The sequence below is a fragment of the Paenibacillus sp. FSL P2-0322 genome (assembly GCF_037975315.1).
Classification (GTDB): domain Bacteria; phylum Bacillota; class Bacilli; order Paenibacillales; family Paenibacillaceae; genus Paenibacillus; species Paenibacillus polymyxa_B.
In genome coordinates this window covers 2,373,536-2,397,009 of sequence record NZ_CP150243.1, presented here as the reverse complement: position 1 = coordinate 2,397,009, position 23,474 = coordinate 2,373,536, and the positions used below count along the sequence as shown (strand labels likewise).

25 protein-coding genes, 2 pseudogenes and 2 CRISPR repeat arrays (1 of these 29 cut by a window edge) are annotated in these 23,474 nt (G+C 46.3%); of the genes and pseudogenes, 4 read left to right on the top strand and 23 right to left on the bottom strand.

Features of this window, described 5'->3' with window-relative positions; all coding sequences use genetic code 11:
• Positions 1–111 precede the first annotated feature (111 nt).
• The 4 genes from MKY24_RS10785 to zwf all read right to left on the bottom strand — a co-directional run bounded on the left by MKY24_RS10785 (position 112) and on the right by zwf (position 3,539).
• Complete coding sequence (locus tag MKY24_RS10785; protein ID WP_256703523.1) at positions 112–237, bottom strand: hypothetical protein; 126 nt, start codon at positions 235–237, stop codon at positions 112–114.
• 20 nt (positions 238–257) lie between these two features.
• Positions 258–932 carry an SOS response-associated peptidase gene (locus MKY24_RS10780; RefSeq protein WP_023988305.1) on the bottom strand — a complete coding sequence of 225 codons (675 nt, stop codon included), beginning with the start codon at positions 930–932 and terminating at the stop codon, positions 258–260.
• A 156-nt stretch (positions 933–1,088) separates the two neighbouring features.
• Positions 1,089–1,982 carry a phosphogluconate dehydrogenase (NAD(+)-dependent, decarboxylating) gene (gene gnd, locus MKY24_RS10775; RefSeq protein WP_053325295.1) on the bottom strand — a complete coding sequence of 298 codons (894 nt, stop codon included), beginning with the start codon at positions 1,980–1,982 and terminating at the stop codon, positions 1,089–1,091.
• A 54-nt stretch (positions 1,983–2,036) separates the two neighbouring features.
• On the bottom strand, positions 2,037–3,539 hold the full coding sequence (gene zwf, locus MKY24_RS10770; protein WP_023988303.1) for a glucose-6-phosphate dehydrogenase: 1,503 nt from the start codon (positions 3,537–3,539) through the stop codon (positions 2,037–2,039).
• Between the two features lie 290 nt (positions 3,540–3,829).
• Between zwf and MKY24_RS10765 the strand changes: the two genes are divergently transcribed.
• Both MKY24_RS10765 and MKY24_RS10760 read left to right on the top strand, forming a co-directional pair.
• Complete coding sequence (locus MKY24_RS10765; protein ID WP_007430161.1) at positions 3,830–4,150, top strand: helix-turn-helix domain-containing protein; 321 nt, start codon at positions 3,830–3,832, stop codon at positions 4,148–4,150.
• A 142-nt stretch (positions 4,151–4,292) separates the two neighbouring features.
• The gene (locus MKY24_RS10760) at positions 4,293–4,622 is read left to right on the top strand and encodes a hypothetical protein (RefSeq protein WP_339202301.1); all 330 of its coding nucleotides are present in this window, start codon (positions 4,293–4,295) and stop codon (positions 4,620–4,622) included.
• Between the two features lie 10 nt (positions 4,623–4,632).
• Here the strand turns inward: MKY24_RS10760 and MKY24_RS10755 are convergent, their stop codons facing one another.
• The 7 genes from MKY24_RS10755 to MKY24_RS10725 all read right to left on the bottom strand — a co-directional run bounded on the left by MKY24_RS10755 (position 4,633) and on the right by MKY24_RS10725 (position 8,710).
• Complete coding sequence (locus MKY24_RS10755) at positions 4,633–5,556, bottom strand: NAD(P)/FAD-dependent oxidoreductase (RefSeq protein ID WP_071558832.1); 924 nt, start codon at positions 5,554–5,556, stop codon at positions 4,633–4,635.
• Positions 5,557–5,796: 240 nt separating this feature from the next.
• Positions 5,797–6,399, bottom strand: a complete 603-nt coding sequence (locus tag MKY24_RS10750; RefSeq protein WP_025722870.1) for a nitroreductase family protein — start codon at positions 6,397–6,399, stop codon at positions 5,797–5,799.
• Positions 6,400–6,505: 106 nt separating this feature from the next.
• Entirely contained in the window at positions 6,506–6,784 is a 279-nt protein-coding gene (locus MKY24_RS10745; RefSeq protein WP_013310018.1) for a hypothetical protein, read from the bottom strand.
• 130 nt (positions 6,785–6,914) lie between these two features.
• A complete protein-coding gene (locus tag MKY24_RS10740; RefSeq protein WP_023988299.1) occupies positions 6,915–7,241 on the bottom strand; it encodes a (2Fe-2S) ferredoxin domain-containing protein in 327 nt (108 codons plus the stop codon).
• Positions 7,242–7,276: 35 nt separating this feature from the next.
• Complete coding sequence (locus MKY24_RS10735; RefSeq protein ID WP_075154092.1) at positions 7,277–7,777, bottom strand: metallophosphoesterase family protein; 501 nt, start codon at positions 7,775–7,777, stop codon at positions 7,277–7,279.
• 23 nt (positions 7,778–7,800) lie between these two features.
• Entirely contained in the window at positions 7,801–8,235 is a 435-nt protein-coding gene (locus MKY24_RS10730) for an Rrf2 family transcriptional regulator (protein ID WP_013310015.1), read from the bottom strand.
• Positions 8,236–8,332: 97 nt separating this feature from the next.
• Entirely contained in the window at positions 8,333–8,710 is a 378-nt protein-coding gene (locus tag MKY24_RS10725) for a DivIVA domain-containing protein (protein WP_023988297.1), read from the bottom strand.
• 144 nt (positions 8,711–8,854) lie between these two features.
• Here MKY24_RS10725 and MKY24_RS10720 point away from each other — a divergent pair, with 144 nt between their 5' ends.
• Positions 8,855–9,424, top strand: coding sequence for a TraR/DksA C4-type zinc finger protein (locus tag MKY24_RS10720; RefSeq protein ID WP_023988296.1), 570 nt, complete (start codon positions 8,855–8,857; stop codon positions 9,422–9,424).
• A 92-nt stretch (positions 9,425–9,516) separates the two neighbouring features.
• Here the strand turns inward: MKY24_RS10720 and MKY24_RS10715 are convergent, their stop codons facing one another.
• From MKY24_RS10715 to hrpB, 6 genes are all read right to left on the bottom strand, one after another.
• Positions 9,517–10,521, bottom strand: coding sequence for a Gfo/Idh/MocA family oxidoreductase (locus MKY24_RS10715; protein ID WP_028542415.1), 1,005 nt, complete (start codon positions 10,519–10,521; stop codon positions 9,517–9,519).
• 19 nt (positions 10,522–10,540) lie between these two features.
• On the bottom strand, positions 10,541–10,903 hold the full coding sequence (locus MKY24_RS10710; RefSeq protein WP_013310011.1) for a helix-turn-helix transcriptional regulator: 363 nt from the start codon (positions 10,901–10,903) through the stop codon (positions 10,541–10,543).
• 264 nt (positions 10,904–11,167) lie between these two features.
• Positions 11,168–11,806, bottom strand: coding sequence for a CatB-related O-acetyltransferase (locus MKY24_RS10705; protein ID WP_023988294.1), 639 nt, complete (start codon positions 11,804–11,806; stop codon positions 11,168–11,170).
• Positions 11,807–11,968: 162 nt separating this feature from the next.
• Positions 11,969–13,141, bottom strand: a complete 1,173-nt coding sequence (locus MKY24_RS10700; RefSeq protein ID WP_023988293.1) for an acyltransferase — start codon at positions 13,139–13,141, stop codon at positions 11,969–11,971.
• 270 nt (positions 13,142–13,411) lie between these two features.
• Entirely contained in the window at positions 13,412–13,996 is a 585-nt protein-coding gene (locus MKY24_RS10695; protein WP_028542417.1) for a general stress protein, read from the bottom strand.
• A gap of 117 nt (positions 13,997–14,113) precedes the next feature.
• The gene (hrpB, locus tag MKY24_RS10690) at positions 14,114–16,642 is read right to left on the bottom strand and encodes an ATP-dependent helicase HrpB (protein ID WP_339201921.1); all 2,529 of its coding nucleotides are present in this window, start codon (positions 16,640–16,642) and stop codon (positions 14,114–14,116) included.
• A 321-nt stretch (positions 16,643–16,963) separates the two neighbouring features.
• On the opposite strand from hrpB, the gene gluQRS reads away from it, so the two are divergent.
• On the top strand, positions 16,964–17,959 hold the full coding sequence (gene gluQRS, locus MKY24_RS10685) for a tRNA glutamyl-Q(34) synthetase GluQRS (protein ID WP_023988291.1): 996 nt from the start codon (positions 16,964–16,966) through the stop codon (positions 17,957–17,959).
• A 64-nt stretch (positions 17,960–18,023) separates the two neighbouring features.
• Here gluQRS and MKY24_RS10680 read toward each other — a convergent pair whose 3' ends face one another.
• The 6 genes and pseudogenes from MKY24_RS10680 to cas1 all read right to left on the bottom strand — a co-directional run.
• Positions 18,024–18,398 (bottom strand): DnaJ family domain-containing protein, encoded by a 375-nt coding sequence (locus MKY24_RS10680; RefSeq protein ID WP_339201919.1) that lies wholly within the window; start codon positions 18,396–18,398, stop codon positions 18,024–18,026.
• 124 nt (positions 18,399–18,522) lie between these two features.
• Complete coding sequence (locus tag MKY24_RS10675; RefSeq protein ID WP_023988289.1) at positions 18,523–18,717, bottom strand: Rha family transcriptional regulator; 195 nt, start codon at positions 18,715–18,717, stop codon at positions 18,523–18,525.
• A 102-nt stretch (positions 18,718–18,819) separates the two neighbouring features.
• Positions 18,820–18,987, bottom strand: coding sequence for an aspartyl-phosphate phosphatase Spo0E family protein (locus tag MKY24_RS10670; RefSeq protein ID WP_081047516.1), 168 nt, complete (start codon positions 18,985–18,987; stop codon positions 18,820–18,822).
• Between the two features lie 361 nt (positions 18,988–19,348).
• The gene (locus MKY24_RS10665; RefSeq protein WP_339201917.1) at positions 19,349–20,740 is read right to left on the bottom strand and encodes a helix-turn-helix transcriptional regulator; all 1,392 of its coding nucleotides are present in this window, start codon (positions 20,738–20,740) and stop codon (positions 19,349–19,351) included.
• A 490-nt stretch (positions 20,741–21,230) separates the two neighbouring features.
• A CRISPR array of direct repeats spans positions 21,231–21,670; the repeat unit is 33 nt; unit sequence ATTTCAATCCACGCACTCCATACAGAGTGCGAC.
• Positions 21,671–21,851: 181 nt separating this feature from the next.
• A pseudogene (gene cas2 / locus MKY24_RS10660) lies at positions 21,852–22,145 on the bottom strand (CRISPR-associated endonuclease Cas2).
• Positions 22,146–22,149: 4 nt separating this feature from the next.
• Positions 22,150–22,676 (bottom strand): annotated as a pseudogene (gene cas1, locus MKY24_RS10655) (CRISPR-associated endonuclease Cas1); the annotation flags it as partial.
• A 43-nt stretch (positions 22,677–22,719) separates the two neighbouring features.
• Positions 22,720–23,474: a CRISPR direct-repeat array (repeat unit 32 nt; unit sequence ATTTCAATCCACGCACTCATGTAGAGTGCGAC) (it continues 212 nt past the right edge of the window).

Sequence of the window (23,474 nt, the reverse complement as noted above, 5' to 3'; positions counted from 1 at the left end):
ACGGAAGATTGCCTACGGCAATTCTCCCGCCTTCTGGAACCTGCCACTTACCGGTTTTGGACCAGACCGATGATCGTCACCATGAGCACTAGCAGCTGGATGAGTGTATCGTTACTCATTCCAATCGCCTCCATCCCACATGAGATACTCCTTCGGCCGTTTCCCCTCTCCCCGGATCATGACGCTTGTTCCCCAATACATACCTATGCAGGTGGCGGGAAGCTTATGATCAATCATGGATGAAAATCTCCATACGTTTAAGGTTTAATCCAGGACCACTGCAAATCCATTTCCTGAATACATTCACGGTTATCATGTTCATCATTGGCCACCAGTGGGGTCACTGGATAGATACTCATGTCTCCTTGCTCATACGTGCGCAGTAGAGGCAACAGCTCATCTATGTTCTGGACAGACGGGTCCAACCATGAATCTATATGATCAGCTTCCAAAATAGCCGGCATACGGGTATCGAATTCACGTATATCCGTATTGGCATGAACTGTCATCATCGTACAGGTGCGTAAAGGCTCCTTACGACTATCCTGCCATACTTCATATAGCCCCGCGACCGCAAACATCTTCTGTTCCGGCAGTACCACCCGTACAGCACACATGCGTTTACCCAATTTGCGCCAATAATAAAATCCATTGCATGGAATGATACAACGTCGGGTTTCCGCCATCTTGCGATAACTCGGATTTACCCGAACCGTATTCAAGTCTGCATTGACACAATCCTTGCCCCAGTAGGGAATAAATCCCCAGCGAAATTCATCAAGTACCCGTTCTCCATCCTGATGCAGCACAATTGGAACATGCTGAGTGGGGCTCATGTTATAGCGTGTTTTGTAATAATACATCACCCGTTGTATACCAAAATGATCCCTTACCTCATCCAAATCAGCCGATAACGAAAACCTTTTGCACATACGCTATTCATCCTTCCGCCTTTTTCATCTATTGTGCGGATATACAAGGAAAAATATGCATATGCAGGTTTTGCAAACATCCAATAAACGACAAAACATATAGCAATATCCCCGCAGTTGTGAAGCTACGGGGATAGATACTAGCTTATATCGTTATTACTTCTTTTCTACCGCGTGACCGCCAAATTCATTGCGCAGCGCAGCAACCACTTTCCCGTTGAACGTGTCCGCATCAAGAGAACGGTAGCGCATCAGCAGGGACAAAGCAATGACTGGAGTTGCAGCCTGAATGTCCAGCGCTTCCTCAACCGTCCATTTTCCTTCACCAGAAGAGTGCATAACCCCACGGATTTCGTCCAGGTTTGCATCTTTGGAGAATGCCCGTTCAGTCAAGCCCATCAGCCAAGAGCGAATAACAGAACCGTTGTTCCACACACGCGCTACTTGTTCATAATCAAAGTCAAAGCTGCTTTTTTCCAGCACTTCAAATCCTTCACCGATGGAAGCCATCATGCCGTATTCCACACCGTTATGAACCATTTTCAGAAAATGTCCGCTTCCGGATTTACCTGCATACAGATATCCGTTTTCCACTGCTGTGTCGCGGAAAATAGGCTCAACAACCGCCCAAGCTTCCGGATCGCCACCGATCATGTAACAAGCGCCATTGCGTGCGCCTTCCATCCCGCCTGAGGTTCCAGCATCCATGAAGCTGATACCATATTCTTGAAGACGGGCATGGCGAGCAATAGACTCTTTGTAATGAGAATTACCACCTTCAATAATGATGTCCCCTTTGGACAACATCGGTTGAAGCTGATCCAGCACAGAATCCACAATTTGGTGAGGAACCATAATCCACAATACTCTAGGGGATTGAGTTGCCTGTACAAGCTCTTCCAATGTGGAAGCACCTGTAGCTCCATAATCCTTCATTTCTTGGATGGCGGCTGCATTGACGTCGTAAGCCACAAGTTCATGCTTATGATCGATCAAATTTTTCCCGAGATTTAAACCCATTTTTCCCAAACCAATTAATCCTACTTGCATTGTAAAGGCCTCCTGCCGTAGCAAACATATTTTGTATATACTTTCTTATTGATGTTAAGAACGAACGACTGCTTTTTCAGTGCTTTCGGACTTTTCGTCCAGCCACCATGTAAAGCCTTGCTCTTCCAACAATTGGTCTGAAGCTTCTGGACCGTAAGAGCCTGCTGCATACGTATGAAGTGGAACCTCACCACGAGCAAAAGCTTCCAGTACAGGTTGAACCCACACCCATGAAAGCTCAACTTCGTTCCAATGAGCAAAAAAGGTGGAATCGCCGCGCAGCGCATCAAAGATGAGGCGCTCATAGGCTTCTGGTACATCCTTGGCCTCGGAATGATAATTCATCAGAACCGTTTCCAGTTGACCAGCGTTTAACGGGTCTCTGCTATTCAGACGCAGCGTTACCTTTTCATCCGGGTTAACATGGATGATCAGCAAGTTCGGGTCAGTCGGTTGCCCTTGAGCGGCATAAGGATCTGTGCTGTCCTTTTTGAATTCCACAACGATACGAGTAGATTTTTCTTTCATGCGTTTGCCAGTACGAATATAGAAAGGTACACCCGACCATTGTTCGTTGTCAATCCATAGGCGAGCTGAAATGAAAGTATCATTTTGTGAATCAGGACCGATGTCCGGCTCTTCATTATAGGAAGGAACTGCTTTTCCGTTGATCTCACCGTTGGTATATTGGCCTCTAACCACGTTGGAAGCAATATCGGAAGGATCAAGTGCACGAAGCGCGTCCATCACCTTGCTTTTTTCATCACGCACCTGGTCAGCCGTGACATGTCCCGGCTTGTTCATAGCCGTCATCATCAACACCTGTAGCATGTGATTTTGTACCATATCACGAATAGCGCCAGAATGATCATAGTATCCTGCTCGCTCCTCCACCCCTACAGTCTCGGATGCGGTAATTTGCACATTGGCGATGTATTGATTGTTCCATATCCCTTGAAGCAATGGATTAGCAAATTTTAAGGCTTCCAGGTTTTGTACCATGGGCTTACCTAAGTAATGGTCAATACGATAAATCTCATCCTCAGCAAATGTTCTGCTCAGGCGATCATTCAGCTCACGTGCTGATTCCAGATCATGTCCAAATGGTTTTTCGATAATGAGCCGTTTCCAACCCTTTGTTTCAGCTAAACCACTCTCCCGAATATTGAGGGCAATCACATCAAAAAATTCCGGTGCCACCGATAAGTAAAACATGCGGTTCCCCGGAATTCCCAAGTCATTTTCACGTTGCTCAGCAAGCTGCAGCAGCTTTTTATAATCTTCCGGGTGGTTGACGTTCAATGCGCTGTAACGGAAAGCACTTAAGAACTGATCCATCTGTGCACGGTCTTCATTCACGTGTCTGGAAAAATCCTTAATGGATTGCTCTACATTACTTTGAAATTGCTCGTCCGCCACTTCACGACGCCCCATCCCAATTACAGAAAAGGAAGCCGGAATTTTACCTTCTACAAACAAATTATACAAGGCAGGGTAAATTTTGCGTTTCGCCAAATCCCCTGTCGCTCCAAATAAGACAAATGTCATTGAATCCATGAAATATTCCTTCTTCCCATTATAAAGATGAGGTTATTAAAAGTTACCTGAGGAATTAACGTAACCCATAATACACCCAAAATAAGGGGCAAGTCAATCAAATTTTAGCGAAATCGTGAACATTCGATATATCCTGTAATGATAACGTTTTCTGTGGTATGATTGACGAAAGGAAAGAGAAAAAACTGTTAAATATGTCACAGTTGATACAAAGCGTTATAGTTACTATTGGTATACAGAGTTACTTTTAGTATACTGTTTAAAACAACAATGAAATTGAGGGGATTCAGATGAGCGACGACAGGCAGCCTAAGCTTTTGTGCGGTAAGGTGGAACAGTCCTTTCAGATCATCAGCAAAAAATGGACCGCTCTCATCATTCATACTTTGATGGAACATCCCAAACGATTTAGTGAAATTCACGTCTCCATACCTGATCTTAGTAAACGCATGCTGAACGAACGCATCAAGGAACTAGAGCTTTCCGGCCTGATCCTTCGCAATGTCATCACAGAGCGGCCTGTGCGTACCGAGTATTCGCTGACACGCAAGGGTAAAGAGCTAGGTGATGCATTAAATGGTGTGGAGAGCTGGGCCGAGAGATGGCTTTAACCGCTAACAGGAGGTCGTCACACAGGGTCTCCTGTTATTGTGTTACCCCATGTGGATCATAATACAAACTATAGTACGAAAATAATGGAACAACCGCGCAACAGCTCATGATTTCAGAATGAGCCAAGGAAGGATGAGAACGATGGCATTTGGCATTACCCGGCAGGAGCTTATGGCCTGGAAAAGAGAGGTCAGTCGTGGTGAAATTGCTTTCCTGACACATTACTGGCTGGATGATCGCTTTCCAGGCATTACAACCGTCACCAAGGTGGGATGTTCTGATTTGGACAAGCTGCGCTTATGGTGCAACCATAACGGATTGAACCCCCAATATATTCATCAGCGTCAGCCCTATCCGCATTTTGATCTTATCGGCAACAAACAGACGGAAATTTTACGTAAGTACGGCATGAGCGATCAATTAAAACGCTTCGAACTTCAACTCCCAACGAGTATACACCCATCGTTCTAAACCGCAGCTCTCAGAGCTGCGGTTCTTTTGTTTTCATACCAGTTAATACCTTGTGTATCCAAATCGCTGACATAGCTCCTTCTCCCATCGCCACAGTCGCTTGCTCGGCATGAGCTCCTAAGTCCCCGGCTACCCATACATTTTCCACATTTGTCATTTTGCTGCGAGGATGAGTCTCAATATGCTTATTATGCAGCAGATGTACACCCAGTTGCTCCGCCAGCTCTGAATGAACGTGATTGCTGCCAAAGGCTAAAAAGCCCCGCTCTGCTCGAACCACATGTCCATCAGCCAGCCGCACTCCTTCAAAACAGCCCCATTCTCCGGTTATAATCTCTGAAATGGCTGCTTCCTTATAGCCAATCCCTTTTTCCCGCAGCTTTACGATCAGCTCGTCCGGCACCTCTGAACGCTCATGATTGACATAAACAAGTTGATCGGTGCGCGCTGATAAAGTCAGAGCCATGGAAGCTCCTGCTTTGCCTGCCCCCATAACGACCGTGCTGCGATCCTGAACCTCATAACCGTCACAATCCGGGCACACATATACACTGTTGCCCAAGCAGGCTTGTAACCCATCCAGCTTTGGAAAACGGTCCGTTAGCCCTGTCGCCAACAGCAGCGTTTTTGACGAATAGACGGATCCTGCATCCACTTGAATGTCAAAAAGCTCATCTCTTTTGGCGGCTTTTGCCGCCTTCCCTTCAACAAATTCAGTACCTAGTTTCGTGGCTTCACTACGTCCAAGCCGTCGCAGCTCTTCACCAGAAATTCCGTCAGGAAAGCCCAAAATATTATGATACTGGTGGCACAGCGTAGATCGACCATAGCCCGAATCTATCACTAGAACTCGATGACTGCTGTATCTCCCCAATTGAATCGCTGCTTGCAATCCGGCAATTCCCCCACCAACAATAATGCAATCATAGTTCATCACTTTTCCTCCTTTGAATGCGCGTTATCCTAGACATCTGCATAAAACCGCAATAACACCAATGTAAACTTCTCATCCAATTTTAAACATAATATCACCCACTAACGGATGAATTAACCCCTGTGTCCGTACATATCAAAGCTTATATGCCTTAAAAATGGAATGACAAAAAGCACTGTGGATACCCACAGTGCTTTACCAAGTCGAGCCTGAATCGTCATTTTATCGTGAAAATTATAATTATTTAAATGTTTTTACTCGTTCTTCAACAGGCTGGAATTCTTTTTCACCTGGTTGGAATGTCGGTTTACCAAATGGCATTTCAGCAATCAGTTTCCAATGCTCAGGAATGTTCCATTCGTTTTTCACTTTTTCATCAATCAATGGGTTGTAATGCTGAAGGGATGCGCCCAGTCCTTCTTGCTCCAGAGCCGTCCATACAACCAATTGCAGCATACCATTAGATTGGTTGGACCAGATCGGGAAATTGTCCGCATAGGCTTCAAATTGTTGTTGCAGACCAGCCACCACGTTATTGTCTTCAAAGAACAAGACTGTTCCGTATCCGCTGCGGAAACCGTTCATCTTCTCGGCAGTAGACTTGAATTGCTCCTCATTGCCTACAACCTCACGCAAAATATCTTCTGTAATATTCCACAGTTTATCATGATGCTCTCCGAGCAACACTACAGCACGTGAAGTTTGGGAGTTGAAAGAGGTAGGTGTATACTTAACAGCTTCCTCTACAATCTCTTGAATCCGTTGGTCAGAAATGACTTGTTCTTTGCTAATACCATAATAGGAGCGTCTGTCTTTCAGAGCTGTGAAGAAGTCTTTAGCCATTTTGTTACCTCCTGAGAAAAATTAATTACTTTTCGTAACTTAATATACATTACATATATCTTAAAGTCAAGAGATTTCTTTTTAAATATTACCAGTTAGTTGATGATTATACGCCACCATTATATTTTTTCTCACTGGAAGAGGTGTGCTTGGTTGCATCCTTGTCTCTCTCCTCCTGCCTTTCCATCTTCAAATCCTCTACGGGAATGGCGTCTACCGTCTGCTCAATCTCAAAACGGTCAAACAAGCTTTCCTGCTCTGTCGGATACTGCTCTGCATGATCTCGATTGATCGACTGTTCCTGATGTTTAGACTCCGTTGTTCCTTTCCCCGTCTGTCCTTTCTGCTCATTCTGATCGTGCAGGTTATCTTCAAATGGGGCCATTTTACTTCCCTCCCTATCGGATTGGTGTTCACAGTATACTTTTACCTTTCACATCGAGGATTAAACGCAAAAAAGAGAAAATCTCCGCAAAGATTTTCTCTACTCATGTTCTTATAAATGGTTGATTGGATTATTCCGAGCTGGATTTACCTGTACACTCATGAAAAAGATGAGGTTCCAGCTTCTCTCCCGTTACGAGCTTCTGCACCAGTTGAGTCCCCGAGTCGGGGGTCATTTGACCATACCAGTCCCCTTGAGGATATACGATCACAACCGCAGCATCATGACAACGCCCATTACAGCGAGTTCTGGTCGTGTGAATATATGCTTCTGCATTTTGTTTACGAATTTCATCCCGAATTGCCTGTGTAACTTCTTCACCCTCATGTCGCATACATGTGCCTCCATTGCAGATCAACACATGATGCTTCATTGGTTCTAATTCAAAAATGGCCATAGCTTCCCCTTTAATCAACAGTTGTTGGTTTTAAATCAATGTTTATCTGGATAAAGAACAAGCTGTGCTTCCATCTGACCAGCTTCAATCGTCAGCACGATAAATGAATATTCGTCTTCGCCGCGTTTGTCCGTCGGAGACCCCGGATTAAGGACAAGCTGACCGTCAATCGTTTTGACCACCGGAATATGCGAATGTCCATAAATCAGGCAATCCAGCGTTTCTCCCTTAAACGTATTCAATGCGATATTTTCTGTCGTTCCTCGCCAGCCGTGACCGTGAACCATACCGATCCGCTTGCCTTCAACTTCAACGATTCGCTGATAGCCTAAACGCTCCACGATGTCCATTGCATCATTGTTTCCGGCAATGCCTTGCACAGGCGCAAATTCAGCTAGACGTTCATATACAAACCAATCCGTCCAGTCTCCGGCATGGAGAATGAGGTCACTGCCTTTTAACTCCTGTACAAGCCGACTAGGCAACGCTTTGCTTCTATGCGGCATATGAGTGTCTGAAAGTACGATGATTTTCATATAAATTCTCCTTACCAGCGTCTTTACACGGATGAACTTTGTTGCCCCACGCGCTGCTGAAGTGCCTGCTCCAGATCTCGCAGCGTAACGGTCTCGAAAAACGCCTGTATTTTCTGCTCTGCCACGGTATATAAACCATCCAATAATGCGTCTATGTTCCTGCCTACCTCACAATTATGATTGCTGTCGGTATGGATGGCGAACAACGGACCTTCATCCTTGGTCGCCTCATAGATCATTTTCAGATTGATGTTTGAACTGGACATGCTTAGACGAAAGCCGCGTGCTCCAGGCGACGAATCCACCAAACCCGCTTGTTTGAGTCGGCTCATAATCCTTCTCACAACTACTGGGTTTGTATTGATGCTGGAAGCAATAAGTGACGATGTCATTCGCTCCGGTGCCCCTTCAGCCAGAAGAAGCAGACAATGGATACTAACGGAAAAATGGGTACTCATGTTAACCACCTTTATGTGTGTGCCTCATTAAATGTTTGGAAAAATGCTTGTTTCCATCATACCACAATAGAGGCACCAACACAGTGCTTACTGCACCTTACTCCGGAAAATAGTCATTTTCAGGACGTACTCGCACTTTTAATTGGCGTACACTATATTCCAACTGCTTAACGATATCCTCCAGTTGACGACGGTCCAGTCCATTAAGGTCGGCCGCAGGCTTGGGTGCATTTTTCAAATCACGTATGGTTGCCTGCTGCTCCTGCCACTTGTCCATCAGGTCGGCTATATTCGCATAAAAGCGTTCATAATCCTTGATCACTTCATCCAGAAAGGCATCCACCTCGTCCGGATCATAGCCGCGCATTTTATTCTTAAACTGTTTCTCATGAATGGAGAGCGCGTCCAGCTGAATGCCCAGTTGTTTAAACAACTGCTTTTGTTTATCCAGACGACGCTTCATATGTTCATCCATCGGTTATTCCCTCCTTAACACACTATTCTTTTTATATCACATTCTAGGCTGGGAATAAAAGTCTCTGCTGATTGCCCGGCCCTATGAACGGGTATACAAGAGCATACGTGTCACTTATACAGACCACGAAGGGGAGAGATGATCATGAACCATTTGAACGATTCGCAGCTTGCAGAGCTGAAACATATGTTGCTGGAGCAGAAAAAGGATTTAGAAAAGCATTTTGAACAAAACGGTCAGGAAAACGCTCAATTGGGAGAAACACTGACAGATTCCACAGGTGAGCTCTCGTCCTATGACAACCACCCCGCTGATATAGGGACAGAAACCTTTGAACGGTCCCGTGATCTGGCGATTAATGATTCGCTGCAAGACGAGCTGGAGCAAGTCAATGCAGCCCTTCAACGGATGAAGGATGGGACATACGGAATATGTGTGGAGAGCGGGGAAGAAATTCCTTTTGAACGGTTGCAAGCCATTCCATATACAGCCTATACAGTCGAGCACACGCCAACTCGAGAATTATCGAATGACCGTCCTGTAGAGGAACAGGTCATGACTCCGCCGCCCAAGGGTGCAGGTGAGGTTCGCCAACGGAATGCAGGACGATTTGACGATGCGGGCGCATGGGACGCCGTGGAGAAATACGGTACATCGAACTCGCCTGCAACTGCCGCCAAGCGTGATGTCACTGATTATGATGAAAATATGTAATGCTATATGCTTATGTATTCGTTCATCTAAAAAAGCAGCTTGTCCTTTGGACAGGCTGCTTTTTATGTCTTTACGGGAATACAGTGATCCCGTTATCCAATTTCTATCCGTTTCCGACTGCGAGCTGACTCAATACAAGCGTCGATCACCTTCATATTGCTCACCGCATCTTCTGGCTCATACGGCAACGGGACACCGTCAAGCACCGCTTTAGCAAAAGCATCCGCTTGCAGTTCAAAGGAATTAAAACCTTTCAGACGTTCCTCACGCGTGACCGAACCGACGTGGACGAAAATTTGCGGTACAACAGACGTTCTTTCCCAACCGAACATTTTGGGCATCGCAATCGTACCCTTGCTACCGAGAATTTCCATGTTGGAACGGTTGGCTGCCCACATGCCACAATCGAAAGTAAGGTTGACTCCACCCGGAAATTCCAGCAAACCGGAAGCCATCATATCGACGTTGTCATGCTCCGGGGAAAATAAGGCATGTACCGTCACTGCCTCCGGTTCCCGATCCAAATACATACGAGCGGCTGATATCGGATAGACGCCCACATCATATAGCGAGCCGCCGCCCATGTTTTTATTAAAGCGCACATTATCTGCCTGATCGGTATTGTTAAACGTAAACGTGCAATGGATGCCGCGAATGTCACCAATTTCCCCACTATTGATAATTTCCTTAATTCTTCGATGTTTGGGATGATAGCGATACATAAAAGCCTCTGCAAAGATCACTCCTGCACGTTGACATGCTTCAATCATGCGGCTTGTCCCGGCCGAGCTAAGAGAAGATGGTTTTTCACACAAAACGTGCTTCCCAGCCTCCGCTGCCCGAATGGTCCACTCTTCATGCAGATGGTTCGGCAACGGAATGTACACCGCTCCGATTTCGGGATCAGCCAACAGGTCATCATAGCTTCCATAACTTTTCGGAATATCGAACTCCCGGGCGGTCTCAGCGGCTTTATCCGCATTACGACTAGCAATCCCAAGCACTTCTCCGCGTTCGGATTGCTGAATTGCCGGAATTACAGCGATTTGGGCGATCTCCGCAGTGCCTAAAATTCCCCATTTCAGCTTTCTACCCATCATTCTCATCCTTTCGTGGTTAGGAATAGTTGTCTTGTTCCGCTTTATGCAGCATACCTAAGCAACGGTCCAAATCAGCTTTGACCTGCTTCTTGTACAATCGTGCTTTCTCCTCCCCATCATCTGTAAAGTGATAGAGTACAATCTCCTGAAAATCCACGCGCGGGTCTGTTCCTTTCAATCGCTTGGTACGGTAAAAAACACCTTCCTGTACCAGCTCATGCAGCGCCCGGTAAACCTCGCTCTGAGGCGGAACATACCCAAAGCCACTAAACTCATCTTTCATCGATTCGAGCATCTGATATCCATAACCGCGATGCCTCTCCACCATTGTGATCAGATAAATTTTGATAAAAGCCCGCTGGGATATCATAAACGCCATTTCACAGCCTCCTCCACACCTTATTCGTGCACCTTATCTTCCATTATAAACCACTCTGCGTCCATACACTATTTCCTTTGATGATATGAGAGCGTATGAGAACCCTTCATCTCTTGTGACCTGTTTTAAGATGGCGAGAGATATAGAATGAGGCGATATAGAGTAGTGTGCGAAGCGCTGAGAAATGATTTTATTGTTTTTGCTATTATGAATTTTTCATATGTTGAAATAATATAACTAAAGCTAAAAAAATAGAGTTACAGATTACGAAGACTGGATTAATTGTTTTAAGGCCTCCGTATCGTTACTTGTCAAAACAGGAATATATTCTGTTATTTTTTGGATGTCCCAGTCCCACCATTTCAGGGTTTGTAGCATAGCTATAGTTTCCTCATCAAACCGATAACGAATTAACTTCGCGGGATTTCCTCCTACAATGGAATATGGCCGAACATCTTTAGTCACCACGGCGTTTGACGCAATGATCGCGCCATCACCAATTTGAACTCCGGGCATAATGGTAGCGTTGTAACCAATCCAAACATCATTTCCAACCACAGTGTCCCCTTTGTAGCCCCCACTTAAATTGGGTAAACCAACTTCCCAATCTCCGCCAAACGCTCCAAAAGGAAAAGTCGTAAATGCATTTGTATTATGATTAGCACCATTCATAATAAATTTGGCTTTGGCTGCAATCGCACAAAACTTACCAATCTTTAATTTGTCCCCTATAAAATCAAAATGATAAAGGACATTTTTCTCAAAATCCAAAGGGTTATCATCATCGTCATAGTAGGTATAATCCCCGATTTCGATATATGGATTAACCACTACATTGTTCAAAAAACACAGACTTCTAATATTTTTCATCGGAAAAACGCTTCTTGTATCTGGACCACTCATTTTGCGACCCTCCCATATGGATGTTCCTTCACCTTACTGGTAAAGGAACATCCAGTCTATCAGTATGCATACTATTAAACAAATGTAGATAGAAAAGTAGCCCATTGCCTTATTTCTTGGCTTTGGGATACTCTTGTGAACATATGTGATTGGGTTATCAAATCAGGCTTGCTTTTGTAAGGCTGGCGGACCTCCAGTCGGGCGAGGACGAACCCGAAGCCCCACGATCCATTTGCCCAGAGGCAAGCGTGCAAGTAGCCATGTTCCGGCAACGGAAAAGATCATACAGAGAACGAACGAAGCCAGCGTACGAAGAACGTGGCTCCAGTCTGCAAAAAACGTCTCGTCAAAATAATAGGTCACACGCAGCATAAAGGCATGCATGAGATACGCTCCATAGGACAACGTTCCGATGGCCGTCAGCATACTCGCCGCACGTCCCCCCTTATGAGCAATCCACGTCGCTACCCGATAAGCTACAAAAATAGACGCGACGCAATATACAGCCATGACCGGACGCAGCAAAGACAAATAGTTAAAGGAAAGAACTGTACCTCGCGGCGTCTGGAACTGACCGATCATCTCGTACAGTAAGTAGCCTGTAATCACGATAAACAACGGCCAGTATATCATCTGTGCTTTGGTTACCCAAGCATTCCAACGCTTGACGTTCATCCCGGCTGCCGCTCCTAACACAAAATAAAAGAAAAAGTAGATCACATTCCGGTCAGCGTACAGGGTAAACCAAGAGGTAATAACCGGAAGCTGGAGCTTATCCATCGCTTGGTATACGGGTCCAACGGCGAACATGAGCAAAATATATAGCACGCCGAATCCAGCCAATGCAGCTGGTCGCCATTTCGACGGCAGTAGCGCAGACAAATGACGGACCGCATAACGAAACACGGGAAATAACACATAACATTGGATAATCATAACGATGTACCATAGATGATAGCTGCTTTTCCCGTTCAATAGCTTCTGGAAAAAATCCAGCGGGTGAATATATCCACCACTTTGGGCAAGCTGATTTCCCAATTCGTATAAAAGAGACCATATGATATACGGAACAATGATGTCCATGAATCTTTTACGTAAAAACGTTCCGTACTTTAAGACCCCATCATAATTGTAAAATAGCACCATGCCCGTGATAAACACAAACACCGGAACTGCAAATTTGGAACACAGCAGTAAAAGTGTCATCAAAACCCCGTCCTGGATGCGCGCCCCCTGCGCAACCGCATAATGTGCGACGGAATGCTGAAGAACAACGGCGGCAAAAGCCAACCCTCTTAGCAAAGCGACTTCGGAAATTCTCTCTTTTTGACTCATGTCACTCTCCTGTTACATCTAGCAATTTATAAATCCATGATTTTTCAAAATCCTCAAATCTATTATAACGACAATTCTGTAAAAATATATAGAAGGATAAACGTGCCAACAACAAGCAAAGCATCATTTATCTCAGGTTTATTCTATGTTTCACTAACATGTAAAAGCAGCAGTCTTCCCTCTCGGGGAGACTGCTGCTGGAGAAACAACCTATATACAAAGGAGATAGGAAAGCCTGTTAAATCACGTTCTCAACTAGCCGTTAGTTGTTTACAGGTTCCTTCTAGTATCTGTGTACGCATCTGTCCGCGTGTCCGCCACCGTATCATCATACGTTCTGTAACGATCCGCATTCAGCGAACGGTTGGTGCGGAAAATATCATAAACATCCCTGTGATGGTCAGCTGAATCCACCAGCACTAAAATCTTGCCCTGATCGACGTATGTCTCGTATTGACGTGCATCATCTTCTGGAATACCTAGCCCGACCAGTCCACCGACCAAGCCACCTGCTCCCGCACCGACAGCTGCTCCGGTAAGAGTAGCCGCGATAGGTCCAGCAGCGAGGATCGGTCCGATACCCGGAATAGCCAAGGCCCCGATGCCTGCCAGCAAGCCAGCAACGCCGCCTACAATACCGCCGGTAGCCGCACCTGTGGCCACACCCTCCGGTGCTTTGGTGCCTGTCTCTTCACTAATCGTCCTTAGCTCGTCACGGTCACGGGTGATCACAGAAATTTCACTGCTTGGGATTCCTTTGCTCTGCAATTGTCCTATCGCACGAGATGCTTCCTGCTCTGTATCAAAAACACCAACAATTTTCTTTTCATTATAATCGTTTAAGTTATTAGCCATAATAGTTACCTCCCAATATTTTGGTGTTGAGTGGTTCGTCTTTCATTACCCCGCCATTATGACGTTTAAACGATTTTACGAAAATTCAAAAGTCGATTAGCATAAAACAGCTTCTATTTAACGCTTTGGCTTTGCTCTGTTGGTCGCCACAGCTTCCAGTGGATCATCCGGCCAATAATGCTTGGGATATCTGCCCTTCAGGTCCTTTTTGACTTCAAAGTAAGCCTCGCTCCAGAAGCTGGACAAGTCGGACGTCACTTGGACAGGTCGCTGGGCAGGTGACAGTAAATGCAATACAATGGGTACGCGTCCGCGTCCAATACGAGGCGTATCCCTCATACCGAACAACTCTTGTAGTCGTACAGCCAGCGCTGGTGCCTCAGGATTCGAATAATCGACAGGAATGCGGGAACCGCTGGGTACGCGGATATGCGTCGGCGCTTCCTGATCAAGCTGCTGCCGCTGTTCCCAATCCAGCCTGCCAAGCAGCAATGCAGCACTGTCCAGCCGTTGCAAATCGGATACATTTTTGGCTCCTAGAGCAAAAGGCAACAGCCACGATTCCAGTGAATCCAGCAATGCCGATTCCGTGCAGTCCGGCCAGTCCTCAGGCGCCGAGAAGTGCATAAAAATCAAACGAGCCTGCAACTGGAGGGTTTGCCGATTCCATGACAGTAGCTTCAGACCTCGTTCACGGACACCCTGCATCAAGGCGGCAGCTACTTCCTCTGCCGGAGGTCGCTCATAGGACGTTTCCTTTAAGACGAGTGAGCCCAGCCGCAGTACCTTGCGGGCTCTCACTGCTGAGGCGGAGCTATCCCAGTATACGCTGGCTTGTTCCAGCAGCAAATCGCTGCAATGCTGGATCAGCTCTTGCAGTTCAACTGGTGCCGCCAACTGAATGGCGCCATCTGCTCCCTCGTCGTCCACTTCGGCGGCGACGAGATAGGACGAACGCGACATCCACTCCACTTGTCGGAGTCGCGCGCCCCGGCCGCCGCTAAGCAAAAAGCGGCCATCCCCCCGGCCCTGCGCGATCCGATCCGGATACGCAAAGGCCAGCAGCAGCCCGCAAGCCGCGGAGCCGTCAGGCTCGTCCTGCGCTGCGGCTGCTGTCGGCAGCGTGGCTAGCAGCTGCCGGCTCTCTTGCACGATACGGCGAATCACCGTATCGTCTGCTGCCCGCAGCAGGCTGTGCGTACTGCGGGCATGGGCCGCCTCGCGCAGGGCATCCAGCCGCGGGCGCAAATCCGTTCCGCCATGTGCGCGGAACGGGTCCCGCTCTTGCAGCAGCGCAGCCAGACGGCTGGCAGTCGGGGCCAGGCCAAGGGCGGCTGCGCGCAACAGCATGTGTCCAAGGCGCGGGTGCGTGCCTAGGGCGGACACCTCGCGCCCATGCGCGGTGATGCCGCCTGTAGTGCCGTCGGCTGCTTCATCCAGGCAGCCGAGCTGGTGCAGCAGACCTGTGGCTTGGCGGTACGCGGCCTCAGGCGGGGCATCCAGCCAGACCAGCTCGGCGGGCTCGCGCACGCCCCAGGCCGCCAGCTCCAGCGCGAGCGGGGCCAGATCCGCCGCGGCGATTTCCGGGCGACTGGCATCGGGGAGCGCGGCATGCTCCTGTGCGCTCCACAGCCGGTAGCATACGCCCGGCTGGAGACGGCCCGCCCGTCCGCGCCGCTGGTCGGCGGAGGCCTTGGACACCTTGACGGTGGTCAAACGGCTCATACCGGTTCGCGCGGAAAACACCGATTCCCGCGACAGTCCGCTATCGATCACCACCGTAATCCCGGCGATGGTCAAACTGGACTCGGCAATCGATGTGGCCAATACCACTTTTCGACTGCCCAAAGCCGATGAACGTATTGCCTCATCCTGCTGCTCCAGCTTCATGCTGCCGTACAGCGGAATTACCTTGACGTGTGCTGGTAAATGCTTTGAAGCCAATTCTCGTTCCGTTCTATGAATTTCTCTAGCCCCTGGTAAAAACACCAACAGATCGCCTTCATGAACATCAAGCGCCTTTTCTACCGTCTCAGCCGTAAAGGACTCTAATGAGATTGATGAAGGTTTGGACATATGAAAGGTTTCTACTGGAAATACGGTGCCTGGACATTCCAGCAATGGCGCATCCCCTAATAGTCTGCATACAGGCTCTGCCTCCAGGGTGGCAGACATGATCAATATCTTCAAATCCGGTCGCAGCAGCGCCTGGCTTTGCAGGGCAAGTGCCAATCCCAAGTCTGCATGCAGGCTGCGTTCATGAAACTCATCAAACATAATCAGCCCGACTCCCTCCAATGCCTGATCATGTTGCAGCATCCGGGTCAGTACGCCCTCCGTAACCACTTCAATCCGCGTGTTTGGTCCTACTTTTGTATCCATACGAACCCGATAACCCACGGTCTTCCCGGTGGGCTCTCCCAGCGCTTTCGCCATTTGCGCTGCTGCTGCACGTGCTGCCAAACGCCTCGGCTCCAGCATAATCATCTTTTGCCCTGCCAGCCACGGCTCATGCAGCAGCTCCAGCGGTGTTACCGTCGTTTTCCCCGCTCCCGGCTGTGCAATCAGTACCGCCGCCGAATGGGATTGCAGTGTATGTTTAAGCTCGGGGATCACTTGCATAATAGGCAGTTGTTTATCTGTCAATGAAATCTCTCCAATGATACGCTTGATGCGTAGAATCTAAGTTTTAATTCCTTTATTATTGTGAATTTTTCATTACCTGTAATTATTGAATATTGAATTAAAAATGTTAAGCTGCACTCTGGGACTTCTCTTCGGTCTGTCGTGCATAATTCTTCTAAATCTATTATACAGATATTTAAATTTCCCGTCTGGCCATCGCGGCTATGTATGCTTCGTGTTTAGCTTCTATACCTGTCGAGATGCACTCGCGGCAAGTTCGTTTTATAATATGGTTGATATGGATTGCTGAAGGACGGAATATAGAATCGAGGTCACTTTCGTATGGAATTACAGGCCCAACCCATCAGAGGGCGATTTGCCCCAACACCATCGGGATGGATACACTTAGGAAACGCTCGCACTGCCTTATTATCCTGGCTGCACGTTCGCTCCCTGGGTGGAACCTATATTTTGCGCATGGAAGATATCGATATGACGCGAGCTCGCAGCCAGTTGGCGCAAGGGATTATGGAAGATTTGCGCTGGATCGGGCTGGAATGGGACGAAGGACCCGACGTAGGCGGTCCCTACGGTCCCTACACTCAAAGCCAGCGGCTGGAACGCTTCCAATCTGCATTGGAGATACTACAGGAGCAAGATTTGCTGTATCCTTGTTTTTGTAGTCGGGCCGACATTGTGGCTGCCGCCCATGCTCCACATGGACTGTCTGGTGAAGGACCCGCATATTCAGGTGCATGTCGTAACCTTAGCTCTCAAGATGTCGTAGCCAAAGCACAACATAAACTCCCTTCACTTCGCTTTAAAGTACCGCAAAATCCAGATGCCGTTATTTCGTTTCATGATCAGGTAGCAGGCCATGTGACCTTCGGTGCGGCAGAGGGCGGCGATTTTATCGTCAAACGGGCGGACGGCATGTTTTCCTATCAGCTGGCTGTCGTTGTCGATGATGCAGATATGTATATGACCGACGTACTACGTGGGTATGATCTTCTCGATTCGACTCCCCGTCAGCTATTGCTGTACCAAGCTTTGGGGTTGCAGTCGCCACGTTTCGCACACGTTCCCCTTGTCCTGGGCCCTGATGGGCGAAGGCTGGCCAAACGACATGGTGGCGTAGCACTCCGAGCTATGCGCCGACAAGGTATCACACCGGAAGCAGTCATTGGCTGGCTCGCCTATTTTTCCGGGCTGCTGGATTCACCTGAGCCTGTGAAGGCTGTGGATTTAATCGATGACTTTCATTTGGACAAACTGCCCAAAGAACCCGTCATCCTGACGAAACAATGCCTCATGAGATTATCCGCACTGCAACGGTAATGAGGTAAAGCGCGGAAATCAAAGTGTACGGGCAAGGGCATTCCGCCCTTTGCTCCGCTCGCTTCTATTCCTCCAGTCGCTTACGCATAGCGGACTCATATTCATAAAATACAGACGACGTATTTAGCCCTCTTTCCTCCAGCAGCATACGGAGACGAAGTGATTTTTCAGTCAGCCTGCGACTGATCCGTTGTTGCTCTCCTGCCTCATGACAAGCGTGAAGCAAATCACGTAGCTGGACACATTCCTTTTGTAACTGAAGCACTTCCGGTAAAATGCCTGCATTCTTCAACAGCTTGTACGACATCCGCAGCTCCTCTGGAACATGTGACAAATCCTCGATCACCAGTGGCTTGCCCTCTTCCGGTAAATGATCAAACTCACCTTTGGCCATCGCCTCGGCAATCTTCTGCTCTGCCATTCTGGAGAACCCCCCCATCGCCCCTTTCCACTCCTTGTATTAAACATCCTATGTACAATCTATATTAAAGAAACCTGGAGTCCTTTGCCACTGTAGCTTACATATCATTAGGATATCCTGTTTCCATAAAAGAGAGAGGGGGTTATTCTTCGATCCCAAGCAATTGACATACTTGTACTCTATATTTTTTGGCCTTACGTGTTCCATGAATGAGATTGGACAAGCGGCTAGCAGGAATATGGTAGGTATCACAAAATGTTCTCTGATCCATTTGCCTCTCGACTAGCTTTTCTTTGATTTTCCATCCAAAAGGGGTTACAGGATTTCGTAAGTTCAACAACGTTATCACCTCTTCATAGTATAGGATTTAGAATTTTGATTGGGGTTTGGAGATTGGATTTCACGTTCTACCATTAGCAACATGTCGTGAACTCATTTGTTAGGATTTCATTTTGTATATTTGGTATTGATTCAATAGTTCATCCAGTTTCATGGATTGTTCAATCACTTTGGGATGCGTTAAAAATCCATATTTCTTCTGGATTTGGTACAGTCTTTTTCTGGCCCGTTCGACACGAAGTAAAGTCTCACCTGGATTCATCAGTATGATGCCCCCTTCTGTGTCATATCCTAATACAAAACGTAAACTTTTGGATTTTTTGAAAATTTGCTCGACAAAAAAAGTGCTTCTGGCGCATTCCAGAGGCACTTTTTTGGCGATTTATGTTTATTTAAAATGCAACAGACTCCTACAAGCTGAACTTAAAAATTCAACTATTGTTTCACTACGCAGTCGGATGCTGCTTCCCATCGTCACCACCCCTGTATTTCCTGAATAAAGTCAGATGAGGGTTAAAATCCGTGGCAAAAGCGATCGCTTTACTTGCACAGCAACATTCTGCCTTCTTCGTTTTCCATATACATTTTTATTCAGCTTGGAATCAACACTGAGAAATGATTAATTACTACTAATAATAAAATAATCTTTCTTTTCGCCCTTCTCTAACTAAACTTTCATACTTTGTACACAATGTAAAGTCTGCAAATTGCTTGAACTGCTCAAATAATCTTATACAGCTAATGAAAAAGGCTTCTTTGTTAATGACTAATGATTTAGATAAAACGTCTAGTAAGTATTTAAATCCATATGAGTAATTACCTTTATTTAAGTAGTATTTAGCCAGTTCATATTTAAAACGCGTTGATTGTTCTGGAACCACTTGATGAGTGTACATATCAGCAGATGGTTGCTGTTGGGTGATCGAATCTATCTCCGTTTCGAACTGCTTAAGTATTTCATCCACATCAACATGAAATCGGTTAGCCGCCATCATAATATTCAATAATTGAGTAACCATTTCTTTAGTGGTATTTGATGATACACTAATGTATTCAACATAATCTGGAAGCACACTTATATCTCCGGATAATAACTTATTAACGTAAGTATTACATAGCGCCCAATTTTGAAATAGTTTAATCCAATGCAGAGTATCCTCGTCCGTCTCTTTGACCCAATCTAAATTAACGTAGGCATATGTATATTGTAGAGCTTGTTGGTAATTACCTTGGGCTTCACAGACACTTGCACACAATAAATCAGCATAGGTGATATACACAAACAAAGGACGACTTAGCTTCTTTTCAAGTGCAGGATTTCGTTTTTTCTGCTGATGCTCTAATGTATATTGGATTTTCGCTTTATCTCTCATTTTGCGAGCTATCACATCAAGCCTGTCCCATAAGCGTAAAGAACGATACACATTCGCCAAATCTTTTAAAGCATCAAGCTGGTCTATTTCATCCAGACGTTCCACGAAGGGTTCAAATAGCGTTGCTGCCTTGAGATTACGGCTTTGGTCGTCTCCAACTTGAATTGAGAATATACGATATTGGCAGGTGGCCAAGCGTTCAGAATGCTGATATTTCTCCACTTCTGCGACATTCTCATAGAGAGGCAGCGCAGCAGCATGTCGTCCCTGTTCAAATAATGCTTCTGCAACATCAAATAGCCTGGACGCATACAGCGGATTATCCATGATATGTCCAACCATTCGACGGATTGCATCCAGCTTGTCCAGCTCCGCACAACGATACAATAATGGCTCGATTCGCCTAAAATTCGGGGAAAGGTCAATAATGTAATTTTCTATGTATAGATCGTAAAAATAGCCCTCTGGCAAATCCATAGCCACAGTAATTCTGTCTAGCTGCTGTACGGAAATAGGACGATGCTGAGTAATCCAATTACTAAGCGTTCTTTGATGAACCCCTGAATATTCGGCAAATTGACTCAACATCATATCATTTTGTTTTAGATAATCCTCAAACTCCGCTGAAATCGTAGGTGTATGCTTCAAGTCATAACCACCCTTCACATAAAAATTCCATTATTTTAAAAATCACCCTCTATTCTTCTCCATAATTAACCATCTGTCAATGTATTATGCAACTAATGTTTATAGTGAAAATTCAGCATAACTTACACATATTGAGACATATTGGACAAGCGACATCCTGAAATCATTGGATGGTTCCAAGTAAAAGGTTTCACAATGTTGACATGACGGATTCATTTCCCAATGTGCATTCTCACCAGTAAATGATATAGAGGTCCCATGCAGAAACTCTGTTGGATCTTTTAATTACATGAAAAATCCCCTGATGTTGATGCAATCAAGGGATACATAGGTCATTTCTCTCGCTTCGATAATGCGAAGTTGATTATTTCTCCAATCACAATTCCTGTCAAAATTGCATAGATTCCCATAGCGCTCATCTTATATCCCAAAGCGTAAAATAACCCTATACATATTGCGTAGCCCAACAAAATCACTGCATAGCGCTTTAATTTTAATCCACACACTCCATACAGAGTGCGACGTGTTAAGTGCAGAGAGCTTCCGCAAGCAGTTTGATTTCAATCCACGCACTCCATACAGAGTGCGACTTGCCCTCGTCCATTTCTTATCCACAGGCCCGTTAAATTTCAATCCACGCACTCCATACAGAGTGCGACCAAAACACATCGCGTGTGTCTGTGCTGGAGAATAAATTTCAATCCACGCACTCCATACAGAGTGCGACTAAATTTCAGTCATACGCTTTTCAGGCTGATAAGATTTCAATCCACGCACTCCATACAGAGTGCGACTTTATCTCGTTAATGTTGATTTGCCTGCTAGGGTTATTTCAATCCACGCACTCCATACAGAGTGCGACACAGATAAATTAACTCTTGCAGATCGTATTAAAGGATTTCAATCCACGCACTCCATACAGAGTGCGACAGCGAAAATGTAGTAATTCATACCCTAATGATACCAATTCCACACATTGTCGCAAAAACTGATGCCAAAAAGGCTTGTAACAACTATTGACTTTTTCTCATAGATAGCATCCTTAATGCTTTTCGACAAATTTCGAGGTGCGAAGGACCCGGGGTTTTTATGTGAGCTTCACATTCGCACCTTACAAAATCAGTGGGCTTTCCATATCGCAAGCTTCCTTTGCCCCTATATGCTCTACTTTCTTTTTGTAGTTATCTCCTAAGATGTAGAAGCGCAAGCTGTCTTCTCTTTTGTCTATCAGCTCTTCTAATTCATACTTTAAGCGGCGGAACTGGGTCGAGTCCAAAATACATTCAAACACGGAATTTTGCACCCATTGTCCGTGATCTACGTACTTTTACGCAACCTTTGCCAGTCTTTTTCTGCCTTCTCTGTCCACTGTGCTTACATCATACGTAATTAGTATTAATAAGATCAACCTACTTCCACAAAAATGGAGGGTACTCGTCCAGATCTCCCCGAATATATCTAGCCACGAGCAAAGCCTATGAATAGGGCACCAGCCCCCAAGACATTTTCTCATTCAAAATCATTTTTTCATCATCACAGCTCCGTTTTCTTTTTTTTGTAAAATCCTTTCCCATGAATCAATTTTTTTTGTTAATCAATGTAAGGACAAAACGGTCGGCATATACTCCTCGAAGTTCTTCCATCACATCCAATGCCAAGGAGGCTCGCCCTGGACGATCTCTACGCAGAAAACCCACATAAGCATCGAGACCGACAGCTTCCAGTACGGATTTCATATCGTTGGACAGCAGTGTATAGGCAAAAGATAATAGGGCATTCACGTTATCTAACGGCAGGCGTTTATGGCGTCCATGGAAGTAAAAATCATCTTTTTGCTGCAAGATCAGTTCATCCCACACGGAATTGTACTGAACCACCGTCGTCCCCTCCAAACCGCTAATATGTCCAGTTCCTCCACTTCTCGGACTTGCTTCATGATCCGGTCACCACTTTATGTGACCAGGTGACGAGGCTACTACGTCATTATCCACGCACTCGTATAGAGTGCGACACGGATGGAAACTTCACTGTTCCTACAACACACGGGATTTCAATCCACGCACTCATGTAGAGTGCGACTTTGATGGAGATTTGGGGTTTCGGATCGGGCTGAAATTTCAATCCACGCACTCATGTAGAGTGCGACGAGGCCGTGGCCTGTGTTTTAAGCAACGTTCCTACTGATTTCAATCCACGCACTCATGTAGAGTGCGACGTGCGCCGCCTGGGTAAAGACCCCTGGCGCGGCGTATTTCAATCCACGCACTCATGTAGAGTGCGACTTGGGTTTGTCCTGTATGTGCAAGTAAGATATCTATTTCAATCCACGCACTCATGTAGAGTGCGACTTCTGTCCCTTTTGGTTGGTTGATTTGGCTGATTATTTCAATCCACGCACTCATGTAGAGTGCGACTCCAGACATTGCGGATCGTTCCAGGGTTCGGGGATTTCAATCCACGCACTCATGTAGAGTGCGACTATCATTAGGGTTTGCAGTCGAGAAAATCAAGGGGTATTTCAATCCACGCACTCATGTAGAGTGCGACGCTCCTGCGGCGTTTCTGCGCCGGGCGATAGAAATTTCAATCCACGCACTCATGTAGAGTGCGACGTTACAGCGTCCCCACGCTGCGCCGGGCACCTATAATTTCAATCCACGCACTCATGTAGAGTGCGACGTTGTGCTGGTCGAGGTGTGAAGACTACCATGCTATTTCAATCCACGCACTCATG